Origin of the sequence: Haliea sp., assembly GCF_040221975.1 — a bacterium.
In the GTDB taxonomy this organism is placed as follows: domain Bacteria; phylum Pseudomonadota; class Gammaproteobacteria; order Pseudomonadales; family Halieaceae; genus Haliea.
Genome location: NZ_JAVJWR010000019.1, coordinates 23066 through 44131 on the forward strand (window position 1 = coordinate 23066; position 21066 = coordinate 44131).

A 21066-nucleotide genomic window follows, 5' to 3' on the forward strand; every position below is an offset into this window, starting at 1 on the left:
ACAATGGCTTCGCGTACTGTACCTGCGAAAAATACCGCACCGACGGTTGACCTGCCCGGGGCTCATCATTAATATACGCGGCCTCGGTTGACACCATTCCGCCTTAGCTCAGTTGGTAGAGCAATTGACTGTTAATCAATGGGTCGCTGGTTCGAGCCCAGCAGGCGGAGCCATATTTAGATGGAAATCAAGGGGTTACAGGAATGTGGCCCTTTTTTTTTGGTCTGTTGGGAAGTGGGCAGACGACGAGCGGGCCAGGGCATTGCCGGGGGCCTGAGGGCACAACCGGGACTACGGGCAACCACCCCTGAACTGACGTCAGTCACTTACCTAACCAAACAACAGACAAGGATACTATGCTCACAGCCAATAAGCTTGAAGCCATCATGGAACTGGAGAGCAATCTCCGCGACCAGTACCAGGAACAGCTCGACACCAAGACCGCCGAGATCGACCGCCTCAGCGCCAGGGAGTCAGAACTCCAGGCCGCCATCGACAAGCAACTCGAAACCATCACCGAGCTGACCAGCAAGGCGACAGACAGCCAGAAGGCCGAGCAGCGCGCCCGTGAGCTGCACAACCGCAGCGAGCGGCTGGTGGCGGAGATCGCCGAACTGAAACAGCGGATAAAAAGCCTGCAGAAGGACCTGGCTGCGGTGCGCGAGGAGAACAAGACCCTCACGCAGTTCGACCCAGTGCGCATGAAGAAGAACCTCGACGCCAGCAAGAAGAAGCTGGCGGACAAGACCAGCGCGGCCGACCTGTTGCAGAAGACGCTCAGCGAGACCAAGAAAGAGAATGCGGAATTGCAGCGGAAGGTCGCTGAGCTGGAAGCGAAAGTCGCTGAGTCTGAGGCTGAAGCCACCGATGCGCCTGAAAGCGAGGCCAAGGAAGAGTCGGCGGCTGCTTGATCTGCCAGCCGGAGCAAGCCTGGTCGGGCCGATAACCGTCAGATCAGGTTGCGACTGTTACATCTAGGTAGGCCAACAGACCGTGTTACGTCCACTTTCTTTTGCGCGATACAGTTGTTTGTCTGCCGCCTCGACCAAGTTCCTGGGAGATTGATTCGAATTCCTTTTAGCATCGATACAAGCTACACCGGCGCTGATCGTTAGTTTCTCCGGGGCGGCCCCAGCGACAGGACGGAAAGCAAGGGCCTCGACTGCAACACGCGCCCGTTCAGCGATCTGCAACGCGGCCGCCAAATCTGTATTACCAAGTACAATCGCAAATTCCTCGCCGCCATATCGCGCCGTGAAATCATTTGGGCGAAGTGCTACCGAACTGAGTGTTTCAGCTATTTTACGCAGGCAATCATCACCAGACAGGTGGCCATTGGAGTCGTTGTAGATTTTGAACAAATCGATGTCTAACATTATCAGCGATATAGGCTGCTCAAATCGGCAAGCACGCATATATTCATTGTTCAGAAAATCATCGAAAGCTCTTCGATTGGGAATTTCTGTCAGGGCATCCACCATCGCCATCTGTTCTGCAGCAAGTTCAGCGAGCTTTCGGCCAGTTATATTCTCGTGGACAATGGTAAGGTGACGCCCACCACTCCACTCGATTGGTCGAACGTGCATCAAAAACCATCTCCACTCCTCCGGACTATGGCAGGGGTACTCGTGCGTGAATTCGTCCAAGTCGCTACAAAGCACTTGTCGAATTCCGTCTAAGGCAGACTTGGCATAAGGTTCGTCACTTACTACTGCTGAACTACAAATTTCCAAGTAATTAATACCCGCCCATTCTTTGTCTTGCATACCTCCGTTATCGCGAGAAAAAATTTCCCACGCCTGGTTTACCCAGTCAATATAGCCTCGATCATCAATGACTGCTATTTGCTCATATAATGAGTCGAGAATAGCCTCGTAAAAGTCATTTGGTTTGGGCTTATGTTTAACAGGTTTCGTCATTTTTCTCGATTAGTAATCTACGGAGCAACATGAGGATTTCTTTGTACCGTGGAGCATGTGGCGTGTATTACCTTGTTTATAGGAGCGCTCGCCCATCTGACTTTTGTCGAATATCCATTCCACCCGACTAATCCTCCGCTGGCGAACCCGCTGATGGTGTTCATTAAAGTGCCTGCAAAACCTGGATAGAACCCGTGTGCAACCATAGGTAAGCAAGCTACAACTCAACAAAAAAGCAATTTCTTGGCATGGGTCAGCGCTTCTTATAGCGAATAATAATTGCTCAATGTACCTCGAATGTACGGCCCGCTCAATACATGTTGGCGAGAAGGTCGCAGTTCGCATACCGTTGTATTTACCTGATGCTCTTTACCTAAAGCGTTAACAAAATGCCCATGGAATTAACTGTGGACGCTCACTTATCTGACATCGTCGCCAAATTAATGGCCGCCCATCACGAGTTAACGCTGGAAGATAAAATAGATATGGATGCGCCTCTATCGCAGTTTAGTTTAACTACCCCTATCATCACGACTACATAGTGAAATGATGCATGACCATCAGAATCAGCAGCTCAGGGCATGTCTAGTCGATGAAATATCGAACCCTACGGCTCGCTGATTACAAAACCCTGTTCCTTGAATATTCTCTGACAGGCAGCCGCCACATGCTCATCATAAAGCTTTCCTGCACCCTTGTTGATCTCTTCAAGTGCGGCGTCAATTCCCAGACTGGCACGATAAGGGCGGTGAGATGACATCGCCTCTACCACATCAGCGACCGCTAAAATTCGTGCTTCCAGAAGTATGTCCTCTCCCTTCAGCCCCCGGGGGTAGCCACTACCGTCCATTCTTTCATGATGTTCCCAGGCAATTTCTGCCACGGGCCACGGAAACCGGACGGCCCTGAGGATGTCGTAACTGGATTGTGCGTGGGTTTGGATGAATTGCAGTTCTATTGGTAACAGGCGGCCAGGTTTCGACAATAACTCTGAAGGAATAGAGATCTTGCCAATATCGTGGAGAAGTCCGGCAATGCCGATACCCTCTATGCGTTCTTCATCGAGACCCATTTCAGTAGCAATGGCCACAGCAATTTTGGAGACCCCACGTTCGTGACCCGTCGTATAGGGGTCGCGCATTTCGCCAACGGACATGACAACGTCGACTGTACTCATAAACGCAAGTTTAAGTTGCTCAACGTATTTGGCGATTTTTACATCCGCGCGATGTTTCTCGGAAATGTCTTGCATGACACCAAGCAATACAGCTTTGCCTTCATGCTGAGCTAGCGATCCCTGAGCACCAACACGAATCTTTTCGCCCGAATTCTGAACGGCATCGAACTCAAGGTTCGCCTTGGAATTTTCGCCAGAAATAGCTGCTCTTATCTCTTCGAATATCGCGGTAAGCTCGTTTGGACCAATAAACGCTTCAAGATCAACAGCCTCGAAATTCCCTTCCGGCAGGCCAAGGATTTGCGCCGTACGTGGATTGGCGTACAGCAGTTTCCGCTCATCAAGCATAAATATGCCTGCCACAGACTGCTCAACGAGATGCCTAAATTTCTCTTCGGCCTCGGCAAGCTGCAAGAGTGACTGCTTTCGTTCAGTCACATCTGCTGCCATACTCATCACCATTCGTCGTCCATCAGTGAGACTACCCAGAGCAACGGAGCTAAAGTCCCACGTCCTGATTTCCCCATTCTTACAGCGAACAGTGAACTCTCCTTCGTCTTTCCGACCGTCCAAACGATACAGGGAATTGATTTCTTCGCGCACCACCGCCCGACTTTCGCCGTAAGCCAGCATGGTCCACTCGGCAATTGTGGCCATTTCATCCAGAGTATAGCCCGTAATCTCAAGCCATGACTTATTACAAATGAGCACCTCACCATCTTCAGCATGGATAAGGATGGGGAATGGGGCTTCCTGAATTGCACTGCGGAACTTCTCCTCACTGGCTTCCAGAGAGCGTTGGGACTCAAGACGAGATTGTTGTTGCGCGAGGTTATCCAAAGCAAAGCCGATGTCGAATGCCATTTCATCTAATAGGGAGATTGCGTCTTCGGAAAAGTATTCAGGTCCTTGGGCATAGACACAAAAGACGCCGAAAACACCGTTCGAATCAACGATTGGGAAACTGGCAAATGCCTTGACACCACGGTCCAGCAGTGACGTTTTCCAGGGGACAGCCGTTTCATCATGTTCCACGTCACGCACAATAAAGTGTTTTCCTGTGCGAACTGCATGACCAGCTGGACCATCGCCCTGGGGATTTCCCTGATTGCTTGAAACATTGACACTTTTGACGTAGCCGTCATCGCTGCCATACATCGATACGGGTTTCACAGTTTCCGACTCGGTATCCAACTCTCCAATCCATGCATACAAAAAGCCCGCGTGCTCAACAGCGGCCTGGCAAATATTATGAAAAACTTCCTGCCGACTATCCGATCGACCGATTGCGTGGTTGGATGCCGATAATGCTGCATATAGATTTTTCTGTAAATTGAGCGCTTTCTCTGAATACTTGCGTTCGGTGATGTCCTCTATGGTCGCCAGGAAAAAGTCGATTTCCCCAGATGATTTCCGAATCACTCTGACATCTATTGTAGCGTATATTATTGTCTTATCGGGTCGAACAAAACGTTTGTCCATGCGATAGCCTTCCGACTCACCTGCCAGAATCTTGTTAAAATTACTTAGATCGGCACCAAGGTCGTCAGGGTGAGTAATGTCCGGCCAAGACAGTTTTTTCAGCTCGTCTCTTGGGTAGCCAAGAATCTCGCAGAGACGATCATTGACCCGAACCCATACCTTGCTCTCCAGTGAGGTGATGGCCATTCCCACAAAAGGAAGTTCAAAGAAAAGGTTCAGCATCGACGAGTCTTGTCGGGCCTGAGTGACATCCGTCAGATATAGATCACAGTCCCCATTAGGTTTTGAAACAGCAGAAACCAGCAGAACCTTATCCTGAAGATTAAGCTCGCTGGTACCGGATTTTGACTGACCCGAAATACGCACCAGTTCTGTTCTAAGTTTCTGCAGTTCGGGCGAGGCTTTCAATGAATCAAGCAACCGCACTGCAGACGGATTGAGAAACGTATAGTTGCCCTCTGGAGAGAGCCTGAGGACTGGGTTGATATTGTTCATCGGGAAGCTAGCTAACATGGTCACTTCTTTTTCAAGTGATTCGCTGGCTCTGTACTGTCTTCCAAGCAAATAGAGGATACCAAACAGCAGCAGCGACACACCGAAATATCCGAACAAGCTGGCGTTGACGATCGCCTGAAAAGCTTCAATACGGCCTTCGAGTGGTATTTCAACAATCACTTTAAAGCCTGGAAATGATTCAAGGTGCACAGCGGCTACCAGACTTAATTCCCCCTTCGTATTCTCGGCTCTGGTTATCGAGGGTTTGTCTGTTGTCAGTGCAAGCGAACTAATGGTGTTTTCGGTTAGGCGATGACTGCCTGAATTGCTGAGCAGTATGTCGTTTTCCTTATTCAGCAAAGATACGCCTACCATTCCATGGTCCGCTGGTAGTTGCCAAAAATCGGCAAACTTCGCCTGATCCAATGCCGCACAGGCAACCCCTAGAAACTTTCCATCGCTATCCCTTATTGCACGTGAGGCAGAGACAAAATGAGAGCCTGTAGCGCGACTGAGAATAGAACTGCCAATAAACAGGCCGGTGTTGCCGTTTGTTGCGTGATGGATAAAGTATGCTCTATCGGAGGAATCGGTTCCGATATTCCCGGTATCGGAGGTTTCAAGGATTATCCCATTTTCACCGATCAGCCAGATGTCCCGAACATAGTCGTCTGCTAACCGCTGGAGTCGCCTGAGTTCGGATTCAGGCACGTTGACATTCTGGCGTCTGTTCTCGACTGCCTCGTGCAAGATCAAATCCACGGTTTTAAGCGAAGCGTTAATTTGTGCGGCGACGGAATAAACGAGGGTTTTGGCGCCTTGCTCCTCCTGCTGTAACGTCTGTTTACGTACAAGCGTTAGGGTCAGATAAGTCGCGAGGCAAATCGCGAGAGTGACAATAACCACCGCAGTGGGGAGCGCCCAGTAGAAGCGTCGACGCATCTCCTGCCAGCGATCCAGGTTGGAGATATATTCAGCAACAGCGACAGATTTGGAAACTTCGTTACTGCGCATACTCAACAGCACAGAAACCAAAATCGCGGTGATAGCGACAAAGACAAGACCCTTGAACAGTTCAAATAGCGACGTTTCTCGCTGCGTATAAAGCAGGTCTGAGATGAAGAAGCCGCCAACTATCCAGCCGACTCCAAACAATAGGTAGATGAGTGTTCCGGTTTGATTGCTGAAATGTAGATGCCGTGGCAACTTCATCCAACCAGCACTTCGTCATTTATCATTGCGCCACTTATCAACATTCGATCAATCAGCCTCTCTGCGCTGACGTCCCTCCCGTTTAACTGCGGTAAAAGAGACTGATCCAACCCACCGCAAGTGGACATGCCCCTAAGCGAGCAGTTTTGCCTTAATCGCTGTCGGGCTGATATCGCCATTGGCGCTGTATCGGAAGTCTCGATTGTAGTCCACTTGAATGTACTCGGATACCGCTTGCCTCATATGTTCTCCTGTGTCGAAAAGTTCCCCACGAATTGCCTCCTCCCTGAGCCAATGAAAGAAGCTCTCAGCACACTCGTTATCATAGCAGTTGCCTCTGCCGCTCATGCTGGAAATCAGGCCATACTCTTCAAGCAGTGTCTGGTAAGACTTTGAGAAATACTGGCACTAAGCAGACACGATCTTCGACTATGCGGTTTCCCGATTTTATCCAATCTGAAGTGTGATAAGGGACCTGCCGCTTCGGGGCTGTCGGCCAGTCCACGATTCGGATTCAGTTCGGAGTTCGGTCGTAGGAATCCGTTGAGAAATTTGAGGTTACGGGACACAATCCCGGCCGCTGGACCGCCACAGGTTCGGCATAGGGGTCGAGCTCGGAGAACCGGAATAATGTCTACCGTCAAAATTGTTGATAATCTGCCAATTAGCCGTTATATGTCGCGAATGTCTTCGATACTGTTAATCAATGGGTCGCTGGTTCGAGCCCAGCAGGCGGAGCCATATTTAGATGGAAATCAAGGGGTTACAGGAATGTGGCCCTTTTTTTGGTCTGTTGGGAAGTGGGCAGACGACGAGCGGGCCAGGGCATTGCCGGGGGCCTGAGGGCACAACCGGGACGACGGGCAACCACCCCTGAACTGACGTCAGTCACTTACCTAACCAAACAACAGACAAGGATACTATGCTCGCAGCCAATTAGCTTGAAGCCATCATGGAACTGGAGAGCAATCTCCGCGACCAGTACCAGGAACAGCTTGATACCAAGACCGCCGAAATCGACCGCCTCAGCGCCAGAGAGGTAGAACTCCAGGCCGCCGTCGACAAGCAACTCGAAACCATCACCGAGCTGACCAGCAAGGCGACAGACAGCCAGAAGGCCGAGCAGCGCGCCCGTGAGCTGCACAACCGCAGCGAGCGGCTGGTGGCGGAGATCGCCGAACTGAAACAGCGGACAAAAAGCCTGCAGAAGGACCTGGCTGCGGTGCGCGAGGAGAACAAGACCCTCACCCAGTTCGACCCGGTGCGCATGAAGAAGAACCTCGACGCCAGCAAGAAGAAACTGGCGGACAAGACCAGCGCCGCCGACCTGTTGCAGAAGACGCTCAGCGAAACCAAGAAAGAGAACGCGGAATTGCAGCGGAAAGTGACAGAGCTGGAAGCCAGGGTGGCGGAATTGGCACCGGAAGACGCTGAGGCGGAGGCCAAGGAAGAGTCGGCGGCTGCTTAATCAGTCTGCCCGGGCAAGCCTGATCGGACGGATAGCTGTCAGATCAGGTTGCGGCCGTTACAGCTAACAGCCCTCGATCGAGCGTAATATGAACAGACTAGAGAAGCTCAAGAACGACGTGTACAGCTTTGAAGAGCTGGATACCCTGGAGAAGAACGCGATCAAATTGCGTGATCAGGAAACTCTGAGCCTGATTATTCTTAGCCGCGCCTCAAAGACTGCCAAGGGCGAGAAACCGAAAAGTACTGTTGGTGCAGATGGTAAACCGCTGACCAAAAGGGCTCGTCGTGATGAAAAAGCCAAGCGCTAGGTGTTAGCTGGCTCCAAATCAGCTCCCATAAGCCCAGAACGCCGCAGCACTTGGTGCAGTTCTTCCAAGTTACAAAAAGACACACTACCGACTCATTCGCCACCGAGCCTGAGCGCGAGATCCAAGGACAAGCACCGAGCAGACCAACAACACAACACACAGGCCCATGGCGGAAGTGTTGCAATAGACTCAGCAAACGGAACCACAGCCGTCACCGGGTCAGTAATTGAGCCGTTGACCAGCCCATCAGCGTCCAAAGGCCCGCCATCGGTTATCGAATAGCTAATCGTGTTGCCAGTAATCACGGCTCCCGTAATCGGGGTCCACTCTCCTGAAACACTTCGCTTGTAAGCCTTTGCACCCGCCGGCAGATCATCACCGAACTTCGCGGCGATCTCCACAGAACTGCCGCATCCGTCGATTTGAAACGCTAGCTGTAACGCAATTGGCGTACCCGGGGCGCCCTGCCTGGGGACCGAGAAGGACGATACCGACCCATTGAATACGCACGCGTCCTCAACACAACACCAATGCCAGTGCCACCCGCATCGCCATTTTCACCGATACCGTCGTTATCAGAGTCAAGCGTCTCGACAGGATCATTCGGGAACGCATCCTCATCATCTGCCACACCGTCGCCATCAGTATCATTAAGCGGCGTGACCGCATTACTGGCATTTGATGGCAAACTATCCCCTTTCGCGTTAGTCGCGGCCACAGTGAAGGTGTACTCGGTGCCATTCGTGGTGTACTCGGTGCCATTCGTAAGGCCCGTTACCGTGCAGGGTGAGCCAGCGCACGCGAAACCGGCAACATCCCCTGGGGTACTCGTCGCCTTGTAGCCGGTGATAGCAGAGCCCCCATCATCGCCTGGCACATCAAAGCTCAGCGATGCAGTCGTATCTCCCGCAGTGGCTGTTGCATTTGTCGGCGCGTCAGGAACAGTCAAGTTTTCGACCTCGATGCTGTCGACATTGTCGCCAATAGGGTTTAGGTCCGAAAGCTCGTTTAGCGATAGATCCGTGATGTTCTGCGTTGACGAATCAATGGTAACGGCAACTATGCCATTTAGATCTGCAAGATCACCGCCAGTCAATGTAAGGTCAATTACTCCAGCTCCGTCATTTGAAACCGATAAGGTCGCAGTAGTGCCCGTTACCGTAAAATCTGACGCTTCAACACTAATCACAGGCTCGGTAAACGTCCAACGCCAACTAACCGTGTCTGCGTCTGTAGGCGAACTCGATGGAGACAAGCGCGCGATGGATCGTATGCGCGGAGGGGTACCGTCAGGAGCAAACACACCGGTAATTGTCATTGGCGTGCTCTGGACCCTGCCCTGGGCCTCTTGTAGTTCCCACGATGTTCCGGAGTTGTAGCTTAAGTAGTACTCACTGCTGTCAGGCGCTTCCGGCGTGATCAGGGCAATGAGCCGTTGCCCCCCCCTGGCGCTGGATTTTTCATAACCACCCACAGGGTTTGTGCTGGGCTTGGAAGAGTACAGGAGCCATTAAACTTGAGGGTCGCGGACACCGGCCACGTGGGCTCACTCTGCGATGTCGTGAATGACCCAGAGCACACGGGGCCGGGAGCAGTGCCAGACTCATTATCATTACATATGACTACAGGTACAGCCGTGGGAACCACACCTGGAAGATTCCTTAATCGTAGCGACACCGAATTGATGCTCTCGACGTCAGCGGAAAAAGTTACGCGTTGCGCGCCCATCTGCCCTGAGGCAAGACCAAGACCTGCATCAACGTCCTGCATGGTGTCGAACAGCGTTTCTGCACTGCTTGCGAAGGAAACTACCGAGATAACCAGGGCAAACACGACTGATGACAACATTTCGGCAGGGCGGGAGCCGAACCCGCCGGTCGATACTGACCGAGACACTTGGTCCATTTCTTTCCCTCTCTTCAGGAGTCGATAAATAAACCAGTAAAACTGGTCGTAGCCACACAGGGCCACTTGATCAGGAGCGCGAACTCTATTCCCATGCGATCGAGATGACCAAGGCGGTCGAGGAGATGGATGGAAGTTTGGTACTGAAAGGCGTCCAGGCGCGGAGGGTAACAGCTTATTCCCGCCGCTTGTTGATCTGTAACAACTAAAACCGGATGCCGTCAGATTAAATGCTCCAGACTGGAGAAATCCTGCCCCCTCGCATGAAGAAGAACCTGGACGCCAGCATGAAGAAACTGGCCGAGAAGACCAGCGCGGCCGACCTGCTGCAGAAGACACTAAGCGAGAACGCCGTTGAGGTCTTCCAGTAGCGCCCGGATACACTGATTCAGTTCCGCCAGGGAGAAGAAGCTGTGATGGCGCAACCGGGCCAGTATCCAGCGCTGCACCACCAACACGGCATTCTCCGCCTTCGCCTTATCTTTGGGCTTGTAGGGCCGCGCTGGAACCACCGCGACCTGGTAATGTTCCGCCAGCTGTTGGTAGCTGGGATTGAGGTCCGGATCGTAGCGGCAGGCCTTGCTGACGCCACTGCGTAGATTGTCGGGGACGATCATATCGCTACAACCGCCGAAGTACGTCAGCATCCACACATGGCTCTGTAGCCAGTCGGGGAGCGACTGAGTCCAGGTGGCCTCGGCGTAGGAGAAGTTGGAGGCACCCAAGGTGGCAACAAAGATCTGTGCCTGGCGGATCTCGCCGGTCATGGCATTGATCACCGGTACGGTGGAACCGCCGTAATCCACAAAGCACTTCTCGCCGGCCCGGTGGTGCTGGCGCATGGAGCGCTTCTGTTTGCCCTGCCACCGCCGGAACCGATCACAGAACTGGGAGTAGCTGTAACAGCAGTTGGGGTACTTCTGGGTGTACTCCTCCCACAGCAACTGCTTGGTCATATGGGGCCGTTTGAGCTCCTGGTGGATGACCGGCCAGTCCGGCGTTTGGTGGCGGCGGGAAGTGCGGGTATCAGCCGCCGGGTAGAAGAGGTTGGCGAGTTGGTTGTCATCCAGGTCGTCGGGCAGAGGCCAGACCAGTTCCAGGTCTTGGGCCCGGGTGAGCAGCTTCTGGATACCGCCGACACTCAGCTTGGTGCTGCGACTGATCTCGCGGATAGACAGGCCGCCGGAGAGCCGGAGCCTGAGGACGTCTCGTATTTTACGCATTGCAGTTCTCTTGCCTGGCATGGCGGCTCCCCAAAAAAAGCGGGGGAGCTTACCAAATCATTTAAAGATCAATGCGTTGAGAGGGATTCCGGTTGAACGTGAACAGTGATTCCGGGATGGTGAACACCCATTCCGGAAATCCCCGAAAAGTGTTCACGTTCAACCCGCAATGGGTGTTCACGTTCGTCCAGAATAGGTGTTCACGTTGAACCGGAATGGGTGTTCACGATGGGCCGGAATATGCAGTTAGCGGCGTCTTTGGTTGGATGACGGCTTCCGACCAATTACGGATGATCAGCGATAGCGAGGTGTCAGGGTTTTTTACAAAGCAAGGAAGTGGGGCTACTGCGTATATTTTTAAATCCCTAATTCTTATCAGATAATCAGGTTTTGGCATATCTATTGCTTTTACTCGGGTCACACTAGAACGAATTCCTAACAGATAAGGGGACCGGAAATGATCAAATTTATATGTTCTGCGATGATGCCGTTTTTCATACTTGCAGCATTGCCATCTGCGCACGCGGCCCCCATGTTTTTTTCAGATAGAGCACTGTTTGATTTGGCGACAGGTGGCGGACTCAACTTCGAGAGTTTTGAGGCTGATTTTCTTGTTTCCGATACACTTCCGTTTACGGGCTTTACCGCAAGCGAAACTGGTGGCACCAACGGTATGGGGCAGCTGCGTGACTTTCCTACGCTCGTGCCTGGCGCGATAACAGATGGCTCTGGCGGCCTCGGTTACGATGACAATGGCAGTAGCCTTGGAAACTTCTTGTCGTTTACAACCCCGATCACAGCCTTTGGCTTAGATGTAACGACCTCCGAGGCGAGCACAGTCCTTATATCAGGTAGCGTTAGTAGCTCAGTAGGTTTGGCGGCTGGAGTTCCATCATTTTGGGGCGTCGTCGAAACGGCGGGAATAACGAGCCTCAGCTTTAGCGCGTCGGGCGACCCTAATGTCGGATTTGACGCCGTATCCTATGGGCTTGCTCAGCCGAGCGTCGTGCCCGCTCCAGCAAGCTTGGCATTGCTTGGTCTTGGCATTGCTTGCCTTGGCTGGTCAAGACGCAAGAAAGTGTAAACAAAACCCTGATACTCAGTCAGCCCCGTGATGCGGGGCTTTTTATTGCCTGAGATTTGGTGCAGATAATATCCCTTCGTGGCATGGACAGGCCCCTAATTTGGCCCAAACCAGCCCCATGCTAAGAGCCGTTGTGAGGTGCAAGCGGCCAGGTCCACCGACGTTGGCATTCTCAAATCTGAGCCCATCCAGGGCCCACCGAAGCGGGCTGAGTGCTGCGTTCTCACGATCACAGCAGGACGACCATGGCACTCGACACCCCGCCCTTATTCAACGCTCGCGATGGGAGCCAATTCAAGGACAAGAGCCAACTCATCCAGATTTTCATGGCCATGGCGGGGGAAGTGTTAGACTGGGACTTGATGGCGGCGCACCAGCGGCGCTGTCAGCCCAAAACTTGAGACAATCGCTCCGATGAAAAAGCCCAGTGAGACCCGAGATAGTGCCGCAGATAAGCGGGAATCTGCAGGTGGCGAGCGGGATGATGTCGCCGACAAGCGAGACCGGGACGCAGATTTGCGGGATCGGGCGGGCCAGGTACGTGATGACGAGCTGGATATATGCGATCTGGCGGGTCAGGCACGAGACGGCGCTGGGCACGAGCGCGATCACGCCGGGGAAGTCCGCGATCACATGGCGGGACTGCGCGACTCTGCCGCTGAACAGCGTGACCGGACTGCCGTGGAGCTTGAGTCACGGAACCGGATCCGGTCTCCAAATCGAGTTCTTCGCTCAGAACTCGCTCGTCGCGAGGCGACCTCCGACCGGGAGGCCGCGTTCCAGGATCGTACCGCCAGTGCGCAGGAGCGGACAGAGGCCCAGCTCGATCGCGGTGCGGCACTGGCAGATCGGCACGCCGGTGCCCGTCAGCGTACGCTCGCCGAAGCCGACCGCAACACCGCGTCCAGCGACAGGGACGCCGGTGCATCTGAACGCGCCAACGCTCACCTTGACCGGTCAAGCTCACACTTTGACCGCGAAATGTCAGCGGTCGATCGCGAGCACGCCGCTATCGACCCGCTCACCGGGGTGATCCTCCGCGGCCCGGGCTTCCTGGCGCTGAACCGCGATATATCCCGGGCCAGGCGCACGAAGACCCAACTCGTGGTCGGCTTCATCGACGTCGATCATCTGAAGACCGTCAATGACGGGCAGGGCCACGCAGCGGGCGACCAGATGCTACTAAACGTGGTGAACACGTTGCGTAGCCGACTGCGAGCTTCCGACCTCATCTTCCGCTATGGCGGTGACGACTTCATTTGCGTTCTCCCCGAATCGGACATGGCCTTTGGAGAGTTACGGCTGGCGCAGGTGAATGAGGAACTGGCGCGTGGCCCGTCGCCTTCGTCTGTGACTGTCGGGTTCGCTGAGCTGAGACCAGAGGACTCGAGCGAGGACCTCGTGGCGCGCGCGGATGCTGAGCTCTACAGGAAGCGTGCGCTACGCTGATCGAGGGATTCGCGAACGCTTGACCGATCGATCAGTATAGGGCCGTACGTATGACCGCTGTGAGGTGTGAGAAGGGGTCGTCGGCTCGTGCTGGCGTTGATGGCCACAACCCCGAGCGATCATTTCTTCTCTTCAACGAAAATATCTGACGGTAAGATGGCGGATACGTCAACATTCGGAACATCGACCAGCTGTCCGATGCGCATGTCGACCGCGACGCGGGCAACCATGTAGGCTTGGGCGCGGTCATAACCGTACTCAGACACGATGTAATCGATCATGACGGCAAACGCGTTGCGCGCCGCCAGGAATAGTGCCCCAAGAGTGGTGTAGATCTTCACAGTGAAGTGGCGGCCGCCGTGGAAGACCCACGCTCAGTTCGGCCAGTCTTTTGTCCGCCCCGCCCCGGCCCAGCAAACGAAGCCGTATTCTGTTAGACTCCATGGGTCACAGAATTATCGTCCCTGCCTGTGCCCCAAGAAGCCTCATGCATTCCCTGCCGGAACCCGGTTTCCTCGCTCACACAGCGTGCAGGCAGTCCTCCATTCCTTGCGATCATCCTACTGAAAGCTTTTCAGGTAACCAGCAATGAAAACAGTCGACATCAATAAAGAACCCGTCGAACTCTACAAGATTCTCAAGTTCGAGGGATTGGTTACCACTGGCGGCGAGGCCAAGCTGTTCATCGGGGACGGCCAGGTGCGGGTGAATGGCGCAGTGGAAACCCAGCGGCGCAAAAAAATTGTGCACGGCGACGTCATCGAATTCCGTGGAGAACGACTTCAGGTCAGACGGACATAAACCGTGGGAAGCGGCATTGGCCGATACCATCCATGCAGAGGTGCGGGCAATGGTCTACCCTTGATGACAGAGAACCTGCTCGCTGAACAGGAGACAGCATCCATGGCAACCGCGACTGACAAGAGCACGAATGCGAAGCAACAAGAACTGGACTCCGGCAAGGAAGCGGTGCAGGCTGCGTATCGCAATATGATGGAGGCGCAGGAGCATTTCCGCCACGCCGCCGAGGCGGCGGGTGTGGACCTGAAGCACGACGCCGTGGCCCACTTGCGCAGAGGCAAGGACAAGGCCGATGCCGTGGGACAGGACCTGGAGCGATTCGTACACGAAAAGCCGCTGGCGACGCTGGGGCTTGCTTTCGTGACTGGCCTGCTCGCAGCACAACTGCTATCCCGGAAATAGGTCAGGTGCCCGGGGCTACCGTAGCTCATTCAGCACAGGCGGAGCAAGCAGAAGCGGCGGAGCCGGAACAGGCTTCACAGCCAGGCCGGGACCAGCGAGAGAGCGAACCGGCACCCGCCGCTGCAGAAGCGCAGCTTCAAGCCTGGTTCACGCTGCTACAACTGGCCCAGGCAACAGGGCGCCAGCTGTCCACGCTACTACAGCTCGAGCTCAAGCTCGCCCTGGCAGATGGCCAGCGCCTGCTGGGGGTTCTTCTGGCCATGGTACCGCTCGTCATCCTGGCATGGACAGGGCTGTCTGTATTGCTTGCGTGGCTGGTTTTCCTGGGCAGCGGTTCGGTCAGCCTGGGTTTGGCAGGGTTTGTCCTGTTACAGCTATTGGCCCTGATGCTGCTGTGGCGGGCAGTGCTTGTTTTCAAACGCAGCCTGGGGCTTCCCGCTACCCGGCGTCAATTGCGGGCAATCATAGGAGCTGGGGACAGTAATGGGGCGAAAACAACAGATTCGTGAGCTGCAGATTGCGGAGGCAGAGGTGGTCTTGTGCCGACAGCAGCTGCAGCAATGCGCTCGACAGCGCATTGACCACTTGCGCGCGCTGGGTCCGTACTGGCTGATCGGTGGCGGGCTTGTTGCAGGTGTTGTCGTGCAGCGGGGCGACGCCCTGCTGGGCGGCCACGGCGCTGGCTCATCGCTGTCGCTGGTGTTGCGCCTGTGGTCGCTGCTGTCTGCTGGATTGTCTTCCGGTCTGGCCGCGAGTGATGCGTTGAAGTGAATAAAGCGGCCCCGCCCAATAACGCAGACGCCAAAGCGGCAGAGCCGGCATCTGCCGGCTCACCGAAATCGTCACTGGCCTTTCGCTGTCTGCTGGCGTTGGCGCTGCTATACACCGTCTATTTTGCCCAGTCGCTGCTGAAACCCCTTGTGGTCGCGCTACTGTTTGCCCTTCTGCTCAGCCCATTGGTAAATCTGTTCAAGCGATTCCATATTCCCCGCACGATTTCGGCCGTGCTCCTCTTGAGCCTGATTGGAGGGCCACTGGTTTTGCTGGCCAGCCAGCTGGCGGAGCCAGCCCAGCGCTGGGCCAAGGCCATTCCCGAACTGACGGAGCAATTCACCCAGCGAGTTGATCAACTGACCGACTCCCTTGCACCGGAGCCGATGCCGACCGAGCCACCGAAACCCAAAGGCTTCACATTCTTCGGCCTGTTCGGCGACAACAGCGACGCCGACACAGACGATACCGCTGCAGAAAAACCTGAGGACAAGGAGGACAACCGGGTCAGCGAGAAACTGAAACAGAGCGGGCTGGAGATGGTACTCACCATGCTCGGCAGCGCCCCGGTGATGATTGCCCAGCTACTGACGACCGTGATGCTGATCCTGTTCCTGCTGGTATTCGGTCCCGGCCTGTTCGTCAGCTTTGTGGACATTTTCCCCCGGATACAGGACAAGCGCCGCAGTATTGTGCTGGTGAAGACCATCCAGATGGAGCTGTCCCGGTATATTCTGACGATCAGTGCCATCAACACCTGCCTCGGGCTCGTCACCGCCGGCGCACTATGGCTGCTGGGGGTTCAAGACGCGCTGCTCTGGGGCGTACTGGTGGCGATGCTGAATTTTGCGCCCTATGTTGGCCCCCTGTTCGGCGTGATCATTCTCCTGCTCGTGGGCATAGTCCAGTACGGCACCGTGGCCGGGGCAACAGTGCCGGCGCTGGTGTATTTCAGTATCAACCTGCTTGAAGCGCAATTCGTTACACCGCTGATTCTCGGCCGCAACATGCGACTGAACCCCCTGGTCATTATTCTGTGGCTGGTGATCTGGGGCTGGCTGTGGGGAGCGATGGGCGTACTGCTGGCGATGCCGCTGCTGGTTTGTCTCAAGATCACAGCCGACCAGAGCAGGTTTCTCCACCACTGGGTGCAAATCATCGAAACGCGACCCTGATACGCTACCGGCAATAACTCCCGAAATATTATGCCTGGAGTTTTTCTTTGCTTATGCTTTTGCGGGAAATATAATAACGGCCTGTTTTAACCAGGAGTCATTCATGAAAGGCAAAAACTCAGTACTCAGTGTTTACGCAAAATCCAAGACCAGGACAAGCGCCGAGGCTCGTCGCCTGTCACTGGCAGAACTTGAAAATCTTGTTGCCAATCTGACTGCCACCCTCGCCGCCGAAAAAGAAAAACTGAAAAAGAAGGAAGCACAGGATCGCCTGGCTACCATTCAAAAAGTGAATGATCTCCTCGCCGAAAGTGGTTTAAAGCCAGAGGACCTCAAGAAGGCTCCCCGCAAAGCCAGCGCCAAGCGAACCGCCACGACAAAGCGCGGCAAGAAAGCGAAAGTACCCCCCCGCTACCGGCTGGAAATTGACGGCAAGGAATATCTCTGGTCCGGGCGAGGCCGCACTCCCAGGGTTTTCCAGGAGTATTTTGATGCCGGCAACAGCAGGGAGAGCTGCGAAATAGCCGCCTGAGGTCATCTGCACATTGCCACCGACCCCGCTGCGCTCGACATCCTCTATCAGGATGACTCGATCGTGGCGATCAACAAACCCGCCGGCCTGCTGGTGCATCGCAGCCCCATTGATCGACATGAGACCCGCTTTGCGCTGCAACTGTTGCGCGACCAGTTGGGGCGCCGGGTCTACCCGGTCCACCGCCTGGACAAGCCAACCTCGGGCCTGATGTTGTTCGCACTGAATCCCACTGCAGCCCGACTGCTGGGCGAGCAGTTTGCCACTCACCGCGTCGAGAAATCCTATATTGCCATTGTGCGCGGGTGGTGCCCGTCTGAGGGTCGCATTGATCACCCATTGCGTGAGCAGCACGATGCGGCGGACCCCGCGGGCTCGCGCAAAGCAGGGAGAGTGCAGGTTGCGCTGACAGACTACCATCGGCTGGCGACAGTCGAGCTGGATGTCGCGGTGGATCGCTATCCAGGCACCCGTTACAGCCTGGTGCTGCTGCATCCACGGACGGGGCGCAGACACCAGCTGCGCCGGCACATGAAGCACATCAGCCACCCGATCATTGGCGACGCAAACCACGGCAAGGGCATCCACAACCGTTTTTTCCGCGACACACTGGGCTGCGATCGACTGTTGTTGGCGAGCGTGGCGGCAACCATCCGGCATCCGCTCAGCGGCCAGCAGCTGCGGTTGACAGCCCCGCCCGGCATCGAGTTCGAGAAGCTGGCGACGAGATTCGGCTGGGAAGCGGAACTCCTGTCCTGCAGCGAGGGATAAGCCGACTGCCGCAACCGCAAACCAGGTCCCGCCGTGGTGTTTTACTCTCTGCTGTACTAACCTGTGAATATATCAATGATTGTCGGGTGGCGTGCGCACGCCCCGGCAAGGCGAGAGGCAAACCCACGTGCGAATCCGCCCTACCCCCGGCAGCCCTGCTGTCGCAGACACTCTTCCCGGCAGGCCGTGAGCCCAGCCCAGATTTTCAGGGCAACCTCCAGAGTTACCCTCATATACTTTTCTGTCGGAGCCCTCTGGATCCTCCTGTCGGATCGCGCATTGCTGATGGTATTGCCTGATGCCACGGCGGCAGACATCTCCGCCCTGCAGACCTGGAAGGGGTGGCTGTTCGTGCTCCTCACCAGCTTGCTGCTGAGCATACTGGTTCGGCGTGCCCTGCTGCGACAGGCCGTCATCCAGACGCAGTTGGACCAGACCCAGATGGATTATCTGCAGCGACTGGCGCAGCTGGAGGTGGGGATCTATGAGACCAACCCCGATGGCGGCATACGCTACGCGAACCACGCTGCAGCACGGCTTGCAGGCTTGCGCCCCGGTGCCAGCCGCGGCGACTCGTACTTCCAGCAGCTGCCGTCCCCCCAGCATCGCGAGCGGGTACACGAGCGCTGGCGCGCGGCCTTGGGTCAGCAATCCGATTTTCTTGAACGGTATCCGGTGCAAGACAGCTCCCGGGGTGGCATGCGCTGGCTGGTGGACAGCGCTTATCCGCGTTACCGCGATGGCGTGTTCAGCGGCCACGAGGGCACACTGACAGATATCACCGGCTTGCACGAGGCCCATGAATATGGACAGACGCTGGAATACCGCCTGCAGCTGACCCTGGCCGCCAGTCCCACCATCACCTACACCATGGACGTCCGCGGGGAGGAGTATCGCCTGGTCTGGGTCAGCGACAACATTCAGCGTATTCTCAAAGTGGACGCCAGCACGATCATGGGCAGCGACTGGTGGCAGCAACACATCCACCCGGATGACTTGCCCGTCGTTCTGGGGCTGCTGGATCAGCTGCGCGATGGACAACAGAGCGAGGTTTCCAATCTGTTGCGGGTTACCGATGGTGAAGGCGAATTGCGCTGGATCCGTAATACTTCCCGCTGCTTTGCCATTCCGACTGGTAATAGTGGTGCCGTTCATATTGTCGGCTGCTGGGTCGACATCACCGAGTCAAAGCAGGACCAGGAGCGTCGCGACCTGTATGCCGCCGCCATTGCCGGCTTATCGGAAGGGGTCCTGATCGTCGATCAGGACCATATCGTACTGTCCTGTAACGCCGCCTTCGCCTCGATCTGTGGGCGCCAGGAAGCCGAACTGGCCGGGCGCTCCCTGGATCAACTGCGCGGCAATGACACCAGCAGCAACTTCCGTGACGTCATGGACATGCTGGACAAGCAGCCGCGCTGGCACGGCGAAATTGTCTACCACCACCCCGGTGGCCGAGACGTTCCGCTGACAGTCACGGCCAGCGTGGTTCACAGCAGCGCCATGGATAGCCACAAGCGGGTACTGATCTGCCGCGATATGAGCCAGGAAAAGCGCTTCGAGGAGGATCTGGTACACCTGGCGCATTACGACGGGCTCACCAACCTTCCCAACCGCCTCCTCCTTGTATCGCGACTGGAACACGCTATTGAGCGGGCACAGCGCAAACAGCAGCAGCTGGCGGTATTGTTCCTCGATCTGGACGACTTCAAGACCCTGAATGACAGTTATGGTCACGTGATCGGGGATGAAGTGCTGGTCGAGGTGGCGCGTCGGTTGCAGCTGGGCATGCGCAAGTCGGACACCCTGGCGCGCCTAGGGGGCGACGAGTTCGTCTGCCTGATGGAGGATATGGATTCCGCCGATGCGGTGGCGCAAAAAGCGTCAGATCTGATCGCCTCGATCACCAGGCAGCACACGCTTTCCAACGGCCGCGAGTGTTTTCCCGAGTGCTGCATCGGCATCAGCATATTCCCGGAAAATGGCGACAGCTGGGAAGAACTGCTGCGCAGCGCGGACACCGCCATGTACCGGGCCAAGAGCCTGGGCAACAACCGCTTCTGCTTCTTTACCGAGGACCTCGGCACCTCCGCCGTCGAGCGCATGGACACGATCACGCAACTGCGACTGGGCATAGAAAAGGGTGAACTGCTGCTGCATTACCAACCGCAGATCTGCATGGTGACAGGTCTCGTTGTCGGTGTGGAGGCCCTGGTGCGCTGGGAGCAGCCCGGCAATGGCCTGGTGCCGCCGGCACGCTTTATTCCCCTGGCGGAAAGCTCGGGGTTGATCAACGCGATCGGCGCCTGGGTAATTGACGAGTCAGGGCGCCAGGTCAGAAGCTGGCGCGATCAAGGGCTGGCGCCGGTGCCAGTCTGCATCAATGTTGCCGCACGCCAGTTCCAGGACCAGAACCTGGTTGCCCTGATGCAGGACATGTTGCTGAAACATGATTTGAGCCCAGCTGACTTCGGGCTGGAAATCACCGAGTCGGCACTGATGGCGCACCCGCAGGAGGTGGTGCGGATACTCCAGGAACTCCACGACATGGGCCTGCAGATAGCGCTGGATGACTTTGGCACCGGCTTCTGCAGCTTTGCCTATCTGACCAGCATGCCCATCGATGTACTCAAGATTGACAAGCAGTTTGTCGACGACATTGATTGTTCCGAGAAGGGCAACCAGATTGTGCATGCCATGCTGGAGCTGGCCTCCAACCTGGGCATGACCACGGTCGCCGAGGGCGTGGAAACAGAGGCCCAATACAAGTTTTTGCGCAGCAGTGACTGCGATTGCTTCCAGGGTTACCTCGCCGCGAGACCCATGCCCGAAGCTGAATTCCGTGCGCTGCTGCAACAGCAGCAAGGATAATGGCGTGAAAAAAAAAAGC

General features: G+C 55.6%; 21 protein-coding genes, 1 tRNA gene and 1 pseudogene. 16 read left to right on the forward strand and 7 right to left on the reverse strand.

What is annotated here, in order from left to right; translation table 11 throughout:
• The first annotated feature begins 97 nt into the window (after nt 1-97).
• Both RLO07_RS07635 and RLO07_RS07640 read left to right on the forward strand, forming a co-directional pair.
• A tRNA-Asn gene (locus RLO07_RS07635) sits at nt 98-173 on the forward strand.
• A gap of 183 nt (nt 174-356) precedes the next feature.
• The gene (locus RLO07_RS07640; protein ID WP_462291544.1) at nt 357-911 is read left to right on the forward strand and encodes a hypothetical protein; all 555 of its coding nucleotides are present in this window, start codon (nt 357-359) and stop codon (nt 909-911) included.
• 63 nt (nt 912-974) lie between these two features.
• On the opposite strand, the gene RLO07_RS07645 is transcribed toward RLO07_RS07640, so the two are convergent.
• From RLO07_RS07645 to RLO07_RS07655, 3 genes are all read right to left on the reverse strand, one after another.
• Entirely contained in the window at nt 975-1919 is a 945-nt protein-coding gene (locus RLO07_RS07645) for a sensor domain-containing diguanylate cyclase (RefSeq protein ID WP_462291545.1), read from the reverse strand.
• A 607-nt stretch (nt 1920-2526) separates the two neighbouring features.
• Nucleotides 2527-6285 (reverse strand): PAS domain S-box protein, encoded by a 3759-nt coding sequence (locus RLO07_RS07650; protein ID WP_462291546.1) that lies wholly within the window; start codon nt 6283-6285, stop codon nt 2527-2529.
• Between the two features lie 132 nt (nt 6286-6417).
• A complete protein-coding gene (locus RLO07_RS07655) occupies nt 6418-6633 on the reverse strand; it encodes an IS3 family transposase (RefSeq protein WP_462291547.1) in 216 nt (71 codons plus the stop codon).
• Nucleotides 6634-7237: 604 nt separating this feature from the next.
• Here RLO07_RS07655 and RLO07_RS07660 point away from each other — a divergent pair.
• Together RLO07_RS07660 and RLO07_RS07665 are read left to right on the forward strand one after the other, a co-directional pair.
• Nucleotides 7238-7753, forward strand: a complete 516-nt coding sequence (locus tag RLO07_RS07660; RefSeq protein WP_462291548.1) for a hypothetical protein — start codon at nt 7238-7240, stop codon at nt 7751-7753.
• Between the two features lie 88 nt (nt 7754-7841).
• Nucleotides 7842-8063 (forward strand): hypothetical protein, encoded by a 222-nt coding sequence (locus tag RLO07_RS07665; protein ID WP_462291549.1) that lies wholly within the window; start codon nt 7842-7844, stop codon nt 8061-8063.
• 92 nt (nt 8064-8155) lie between these two features.
• On the opposite strand, the gene RLO07_RS07670 is transcribed toward RLO07_RS07665, so the two are convergent.
• Both RLO07_RS07670 and RLO07_RS07675 read right to left on the reverse strand, forming a co-directional pair.
• Nucleotides 8156-8464 (reverse strand): choice-of-anchor U domain-containing protein, encoded by a 309-nt coding sequence (locus RLO07_RS07670; protein WP_462291550.1) that lies wholly within the window; start codon nt 8462-8464, stop codon nt 8156-8158.
• A gap of 29 nt (nt 8465-8493) precedes the next feature.
• A complete protein-coding gene (locus tag RLO07_RS07675) occupies nt 8494-9537 on the reverse strand; it encodes a fibronectin type III domain-containing protein (protein ID WP_462291551.1) in 1044 nt (347 codons plus the stop codon).
• Nucleotides 9538-10198: 661 nt separating this feature from the next.
• Here RLO07_RS07675 and RLO07_RS07680 point away from each other — a divergent pair.
• Entirely contained in the window at nt 10199-10339 is a 141-nt protein-coding gene (locus RLO07_RS07680; protein WP_462291552.1) for a hypothetical protein, read from the forward strand.
• On the opposite strand, the pseudogene istA reads toward RLO07_RS07680, so the two are convergent.
• Nucleotides 10322-11212, reverse strand: a pseudogene (gene istA / locus RLO07_RS07685) (IS21 family transposase); the annotation flags it as partial. The gene RLO07_RS07680 and the pseudogene istA overlap by 18 nt on opposite strands.
• 436 nt (nt 11213-11648) lie before the next feature.
• Here istA and RLO07_RS07690 point away from each other — a divergent pair.
• The 3 genes from RLO07_RS07690 to RLO07_RS07700 all read left to right on the forward strand — a co-directional run bounded on the left by RLO07_RS07690 (nt 11649) and on the right by RLO07_RS07700 (nt 13724).
• Complete coding sequence (locus RLO07_RS07690; RefSeq protein ID WP_462291553.1) at nt 11649-12275, forward strand: PEP-CTERM sorting domain-containing protein; 627 nt, start codon at nt 11649-11651, stop codon at nt 12273-12275.
• A 245-nt stretch (nt 12276-12520) separates the two neighbouring features.
• Nucleotides 12521-12676: a hypothetical protein gene (locus tag RLO07_RS07695; RefSeq protein ID WP_462291554.1), complete on the forward strand. Its 156-nt coding sequence runs from the start codon at nt 12521-12523 to the stop codon at nt 12674-12676.
• 13 nt (nt 12677-12689) lie between these two features.
• The gene (locus tag RLO07_RS07700) at nt 12690-13724 is read left to right on the forward strand and encodes a sensor domain-containing diguanylate cyclase (RefSeq protein WP_462291555.1); all 1035 of its coding nucleotides are present in this window, start codon (nt 12690-12692) and stop codon (nt 13722-13724) included.
• Nucleotides 13725-13843: 119 nt separating this feature from the next.
• Here RLO07_RS07700 and RLO07_RS07705 read toward each other — a convergent pair whose 3' ends face one another.
• Nucleotides 13844-14065, reverse strand: a complete 222-nt coding sequence (locus tag RLO07_RS07705; protein WP_462291556.1) for an acetamidase/formamidase family protein — start codon at nt 14063-14065, stop codon at nt 13844-13846.
• A 247-nt stretch (nt 14066-14312) separates the two neighbouring features.
• Between RLO07_RS07705 and RLO07_RS07710 the strand changes: the two genes are divergently transcribed.
• From RLO07_RS07710 to RLO07_RS07745, 8 genes are all read left to right on the forward strand, one after another.
• Nucleotides 14313-14525 (forward strand): RNA-binding S4 domain-containing protein, encoded by a 213-nt coding sequence (locus RLO07_RS07710; protein ID WP_462291557.1) that lies wholly within the window; start codon nt 14313-14315, stop codon nt 14523-14525.
• Nucleotides 14526-14627: 102 nt separating this feature from the next.
• A complete protein-coding gene (locus RLO07_RS07715) occupies nt 14628-14927 on the forward strand; it encodes a glycine zipper domain-containing protein (protein ID WP_462291558.1) in 300 nt (99 codons plus the stop codon).
• Nucleotides 14928-14932: 5 nt separating this feature from the next.
• Complete coding sequence (locus RLO07_RS07720; protein ID WP_462291559.1) at nt 14933-15436, forward strand: hypothetical protein; 504 nt, start codon at nt 14933-14935, stop codon at nt 15434-15436.
• Nucleotides 15411-15698 (forward strand): hypothetical protein, encoded by a 288-nt coding sequence (locus RLO07_RS07725; RefSeq protein WP_462291560.1) that lies wholly within the window; start codon nt 15411-15413, stop codon nt 15696-15698. Before RLO07_RS07720 ends, RLO07_RS07725 begins: the two co-directional genes overlap by 26 nt.
• Complete coding sequence (locus tag RLO07_RS07730; protein ID WP_462291561.1) at nt 15695-16873, forward strand: AI-2E family transporter; 1179 nt, start codon at nt 15695-15697, stop codon at nt 16871-16873. The genes RLO07_RS07725 and RLO07_RS07730 overlap by 4 nt, the downstream gene beginning before the upstream one ends.
• Before the next feature lie 103 nt (nt 16874-16976).
• Nucleotides 16977-17405, forward strand: a complete 429-nt coding sequence (locus RLO07_RS07735; protein WP_462291562.1) for an H-NS histone family protein — start codon at nt 16977-16979, stop codon at nt 17403-17405.
• 63 nt (nt 17406-17468) lie between these two features.
• The gene (locus RLO07_RS07740) at nt 17469-18176 is read left to right on the forward strand and encodes a pseudouridine synthase (protein ID WP_462291563.1); all 708 of its coding nucleotides are present in this window, start codon (nt 17469-17471) and stop codon (nt 18174-18176) included.
• Nucleotides 18177-18461: 285 nt separating this feature from the next.
• Nucleotides 18462-21047: a sensor domain-containing protein gene (locus tag RLO07_RS07745; RefSeq protein WP_462291564.1), complete on the forward strand. Its 2586-nt coding sequence runs from the start codon at nt 18462-18464 to the stop codon at nt 21045-21047.
• The last annotated feature ends 19 nt before the right edge of the window (nt 21048-21066 follow it).

What these genes read in the sequence shown, in the direction of transcription:
- RLO07_RS07640 (WP_462291544.1), top strand. Translation starts at nt 357, where the DNA reads ATGCTCACAGCCAATAAGCTTGAAGCCATCATGGAACTGGAGAGCAAT.
- RLO07_RS07645 (WP_462291545.1), bottom strand. Translation starts at nt 1,919, where the DNA reads ATGACGAAACCTGTTAAACATAAGCCCAAACCAAATGACTTTTACGAG.
- RLO07_RS07650 (WP_462291546.1), bottom strand. Translation starts at nt 6,285, where the DNA reads ATGAAGTTGCCACGGCATCTACATTTCAGCAATCAAACCGGAACACTC.
- RLO07_RS07655 (WP_462291547.1), bottom strand. Translation starts at nt 6,633, where the DNA reads ATGAGCGGCAGAGGCAACTGCTATGATAACGAGTGTGCTGAGAGCTTC.
- RLO07_RS07660 (WP_462291548.1), top strand. Translation starts at nt 7,238, where the DNA reads ATGGAACTGGAGAGCAATCTCCGCGACCAGTACCAGGAACAGCTTGAT.
- RLO07_RS07665 (WP_462291549.1), top strand. Translation starts at nt 7,842, where the DNA reads ATGAACAGACTAGAGAAGCTCAAGAACGACGTGTACAGCTTTGAAGAG.
- RLO07_RS07680 (WP_462291552.1), top strand. Translation starts at nt 10,199, where the DNA reads ATGCTCCAGACTGGAGAAATCCTGCCCCCTCGCATGAAGAAGAACCTG.
- RLO07_RS07690 (WP_462291553.1), top strand. Translation starts at nt 11,649, where the DNA reads ATGATCAAATTTATATGTTCTGCGATGATGCCGTTTTTCATACTTGCA.
- RLO07_RS07695 (WP_462291554.1), top strand. Translation starts at nt 12,521, where the DNA reads ATGGCACTCGACACCCCGCCCTTATTCAACGCTCGCGATGGGAGCCAA.
- RLO07_RS07700 (WP_462291555.1), top strand. Translation starts at nt 12,690, where the DNA reads ATGAAAAAGCCCAGTGAGACCCGAGATAGTGCCGCAGATAAGCGGGAA.
- RLO07_RS07710 (WP_462291557.1), top strand. Translation starts at nt 14,313, where the DNA reads ATGAAAACAGTCGACATCAATAAAGAACCCGTCGAACTCTACAAGATT.
- RLO07_RS07715 (WP_462291558.1), top strand. Translation starts at nt 14,628, where the DNA reads ATGGCAACCGCGACTGACAAGAGCACGAATGCGAAGCAACAAGAACTG.
- RLO07_RS07725 (WP_462291560.1), top strand. Translation starts at nt 15,411, where the DNA reads ATGGGGCGAAAACAACAGATTCGTGAGCTGCAGATTGCGGAGGCAGAG.
- RLO07_RS07735 (WP_462291562.1), top strand. Translation starts at nt 16,977, where the DNA reads ATGAAAGGCAAAAACTCAGTACTCAGTGTTTACGCAAAATCCAAGACC.
- RLO07_RS07745 (WP_462291564.1), top strand. Translation starts at nt 18,462, where the DNA reads ATGGTATTGCCTGATGCCACGGCGGCAGACATCTCCGCCCTGCAGACC.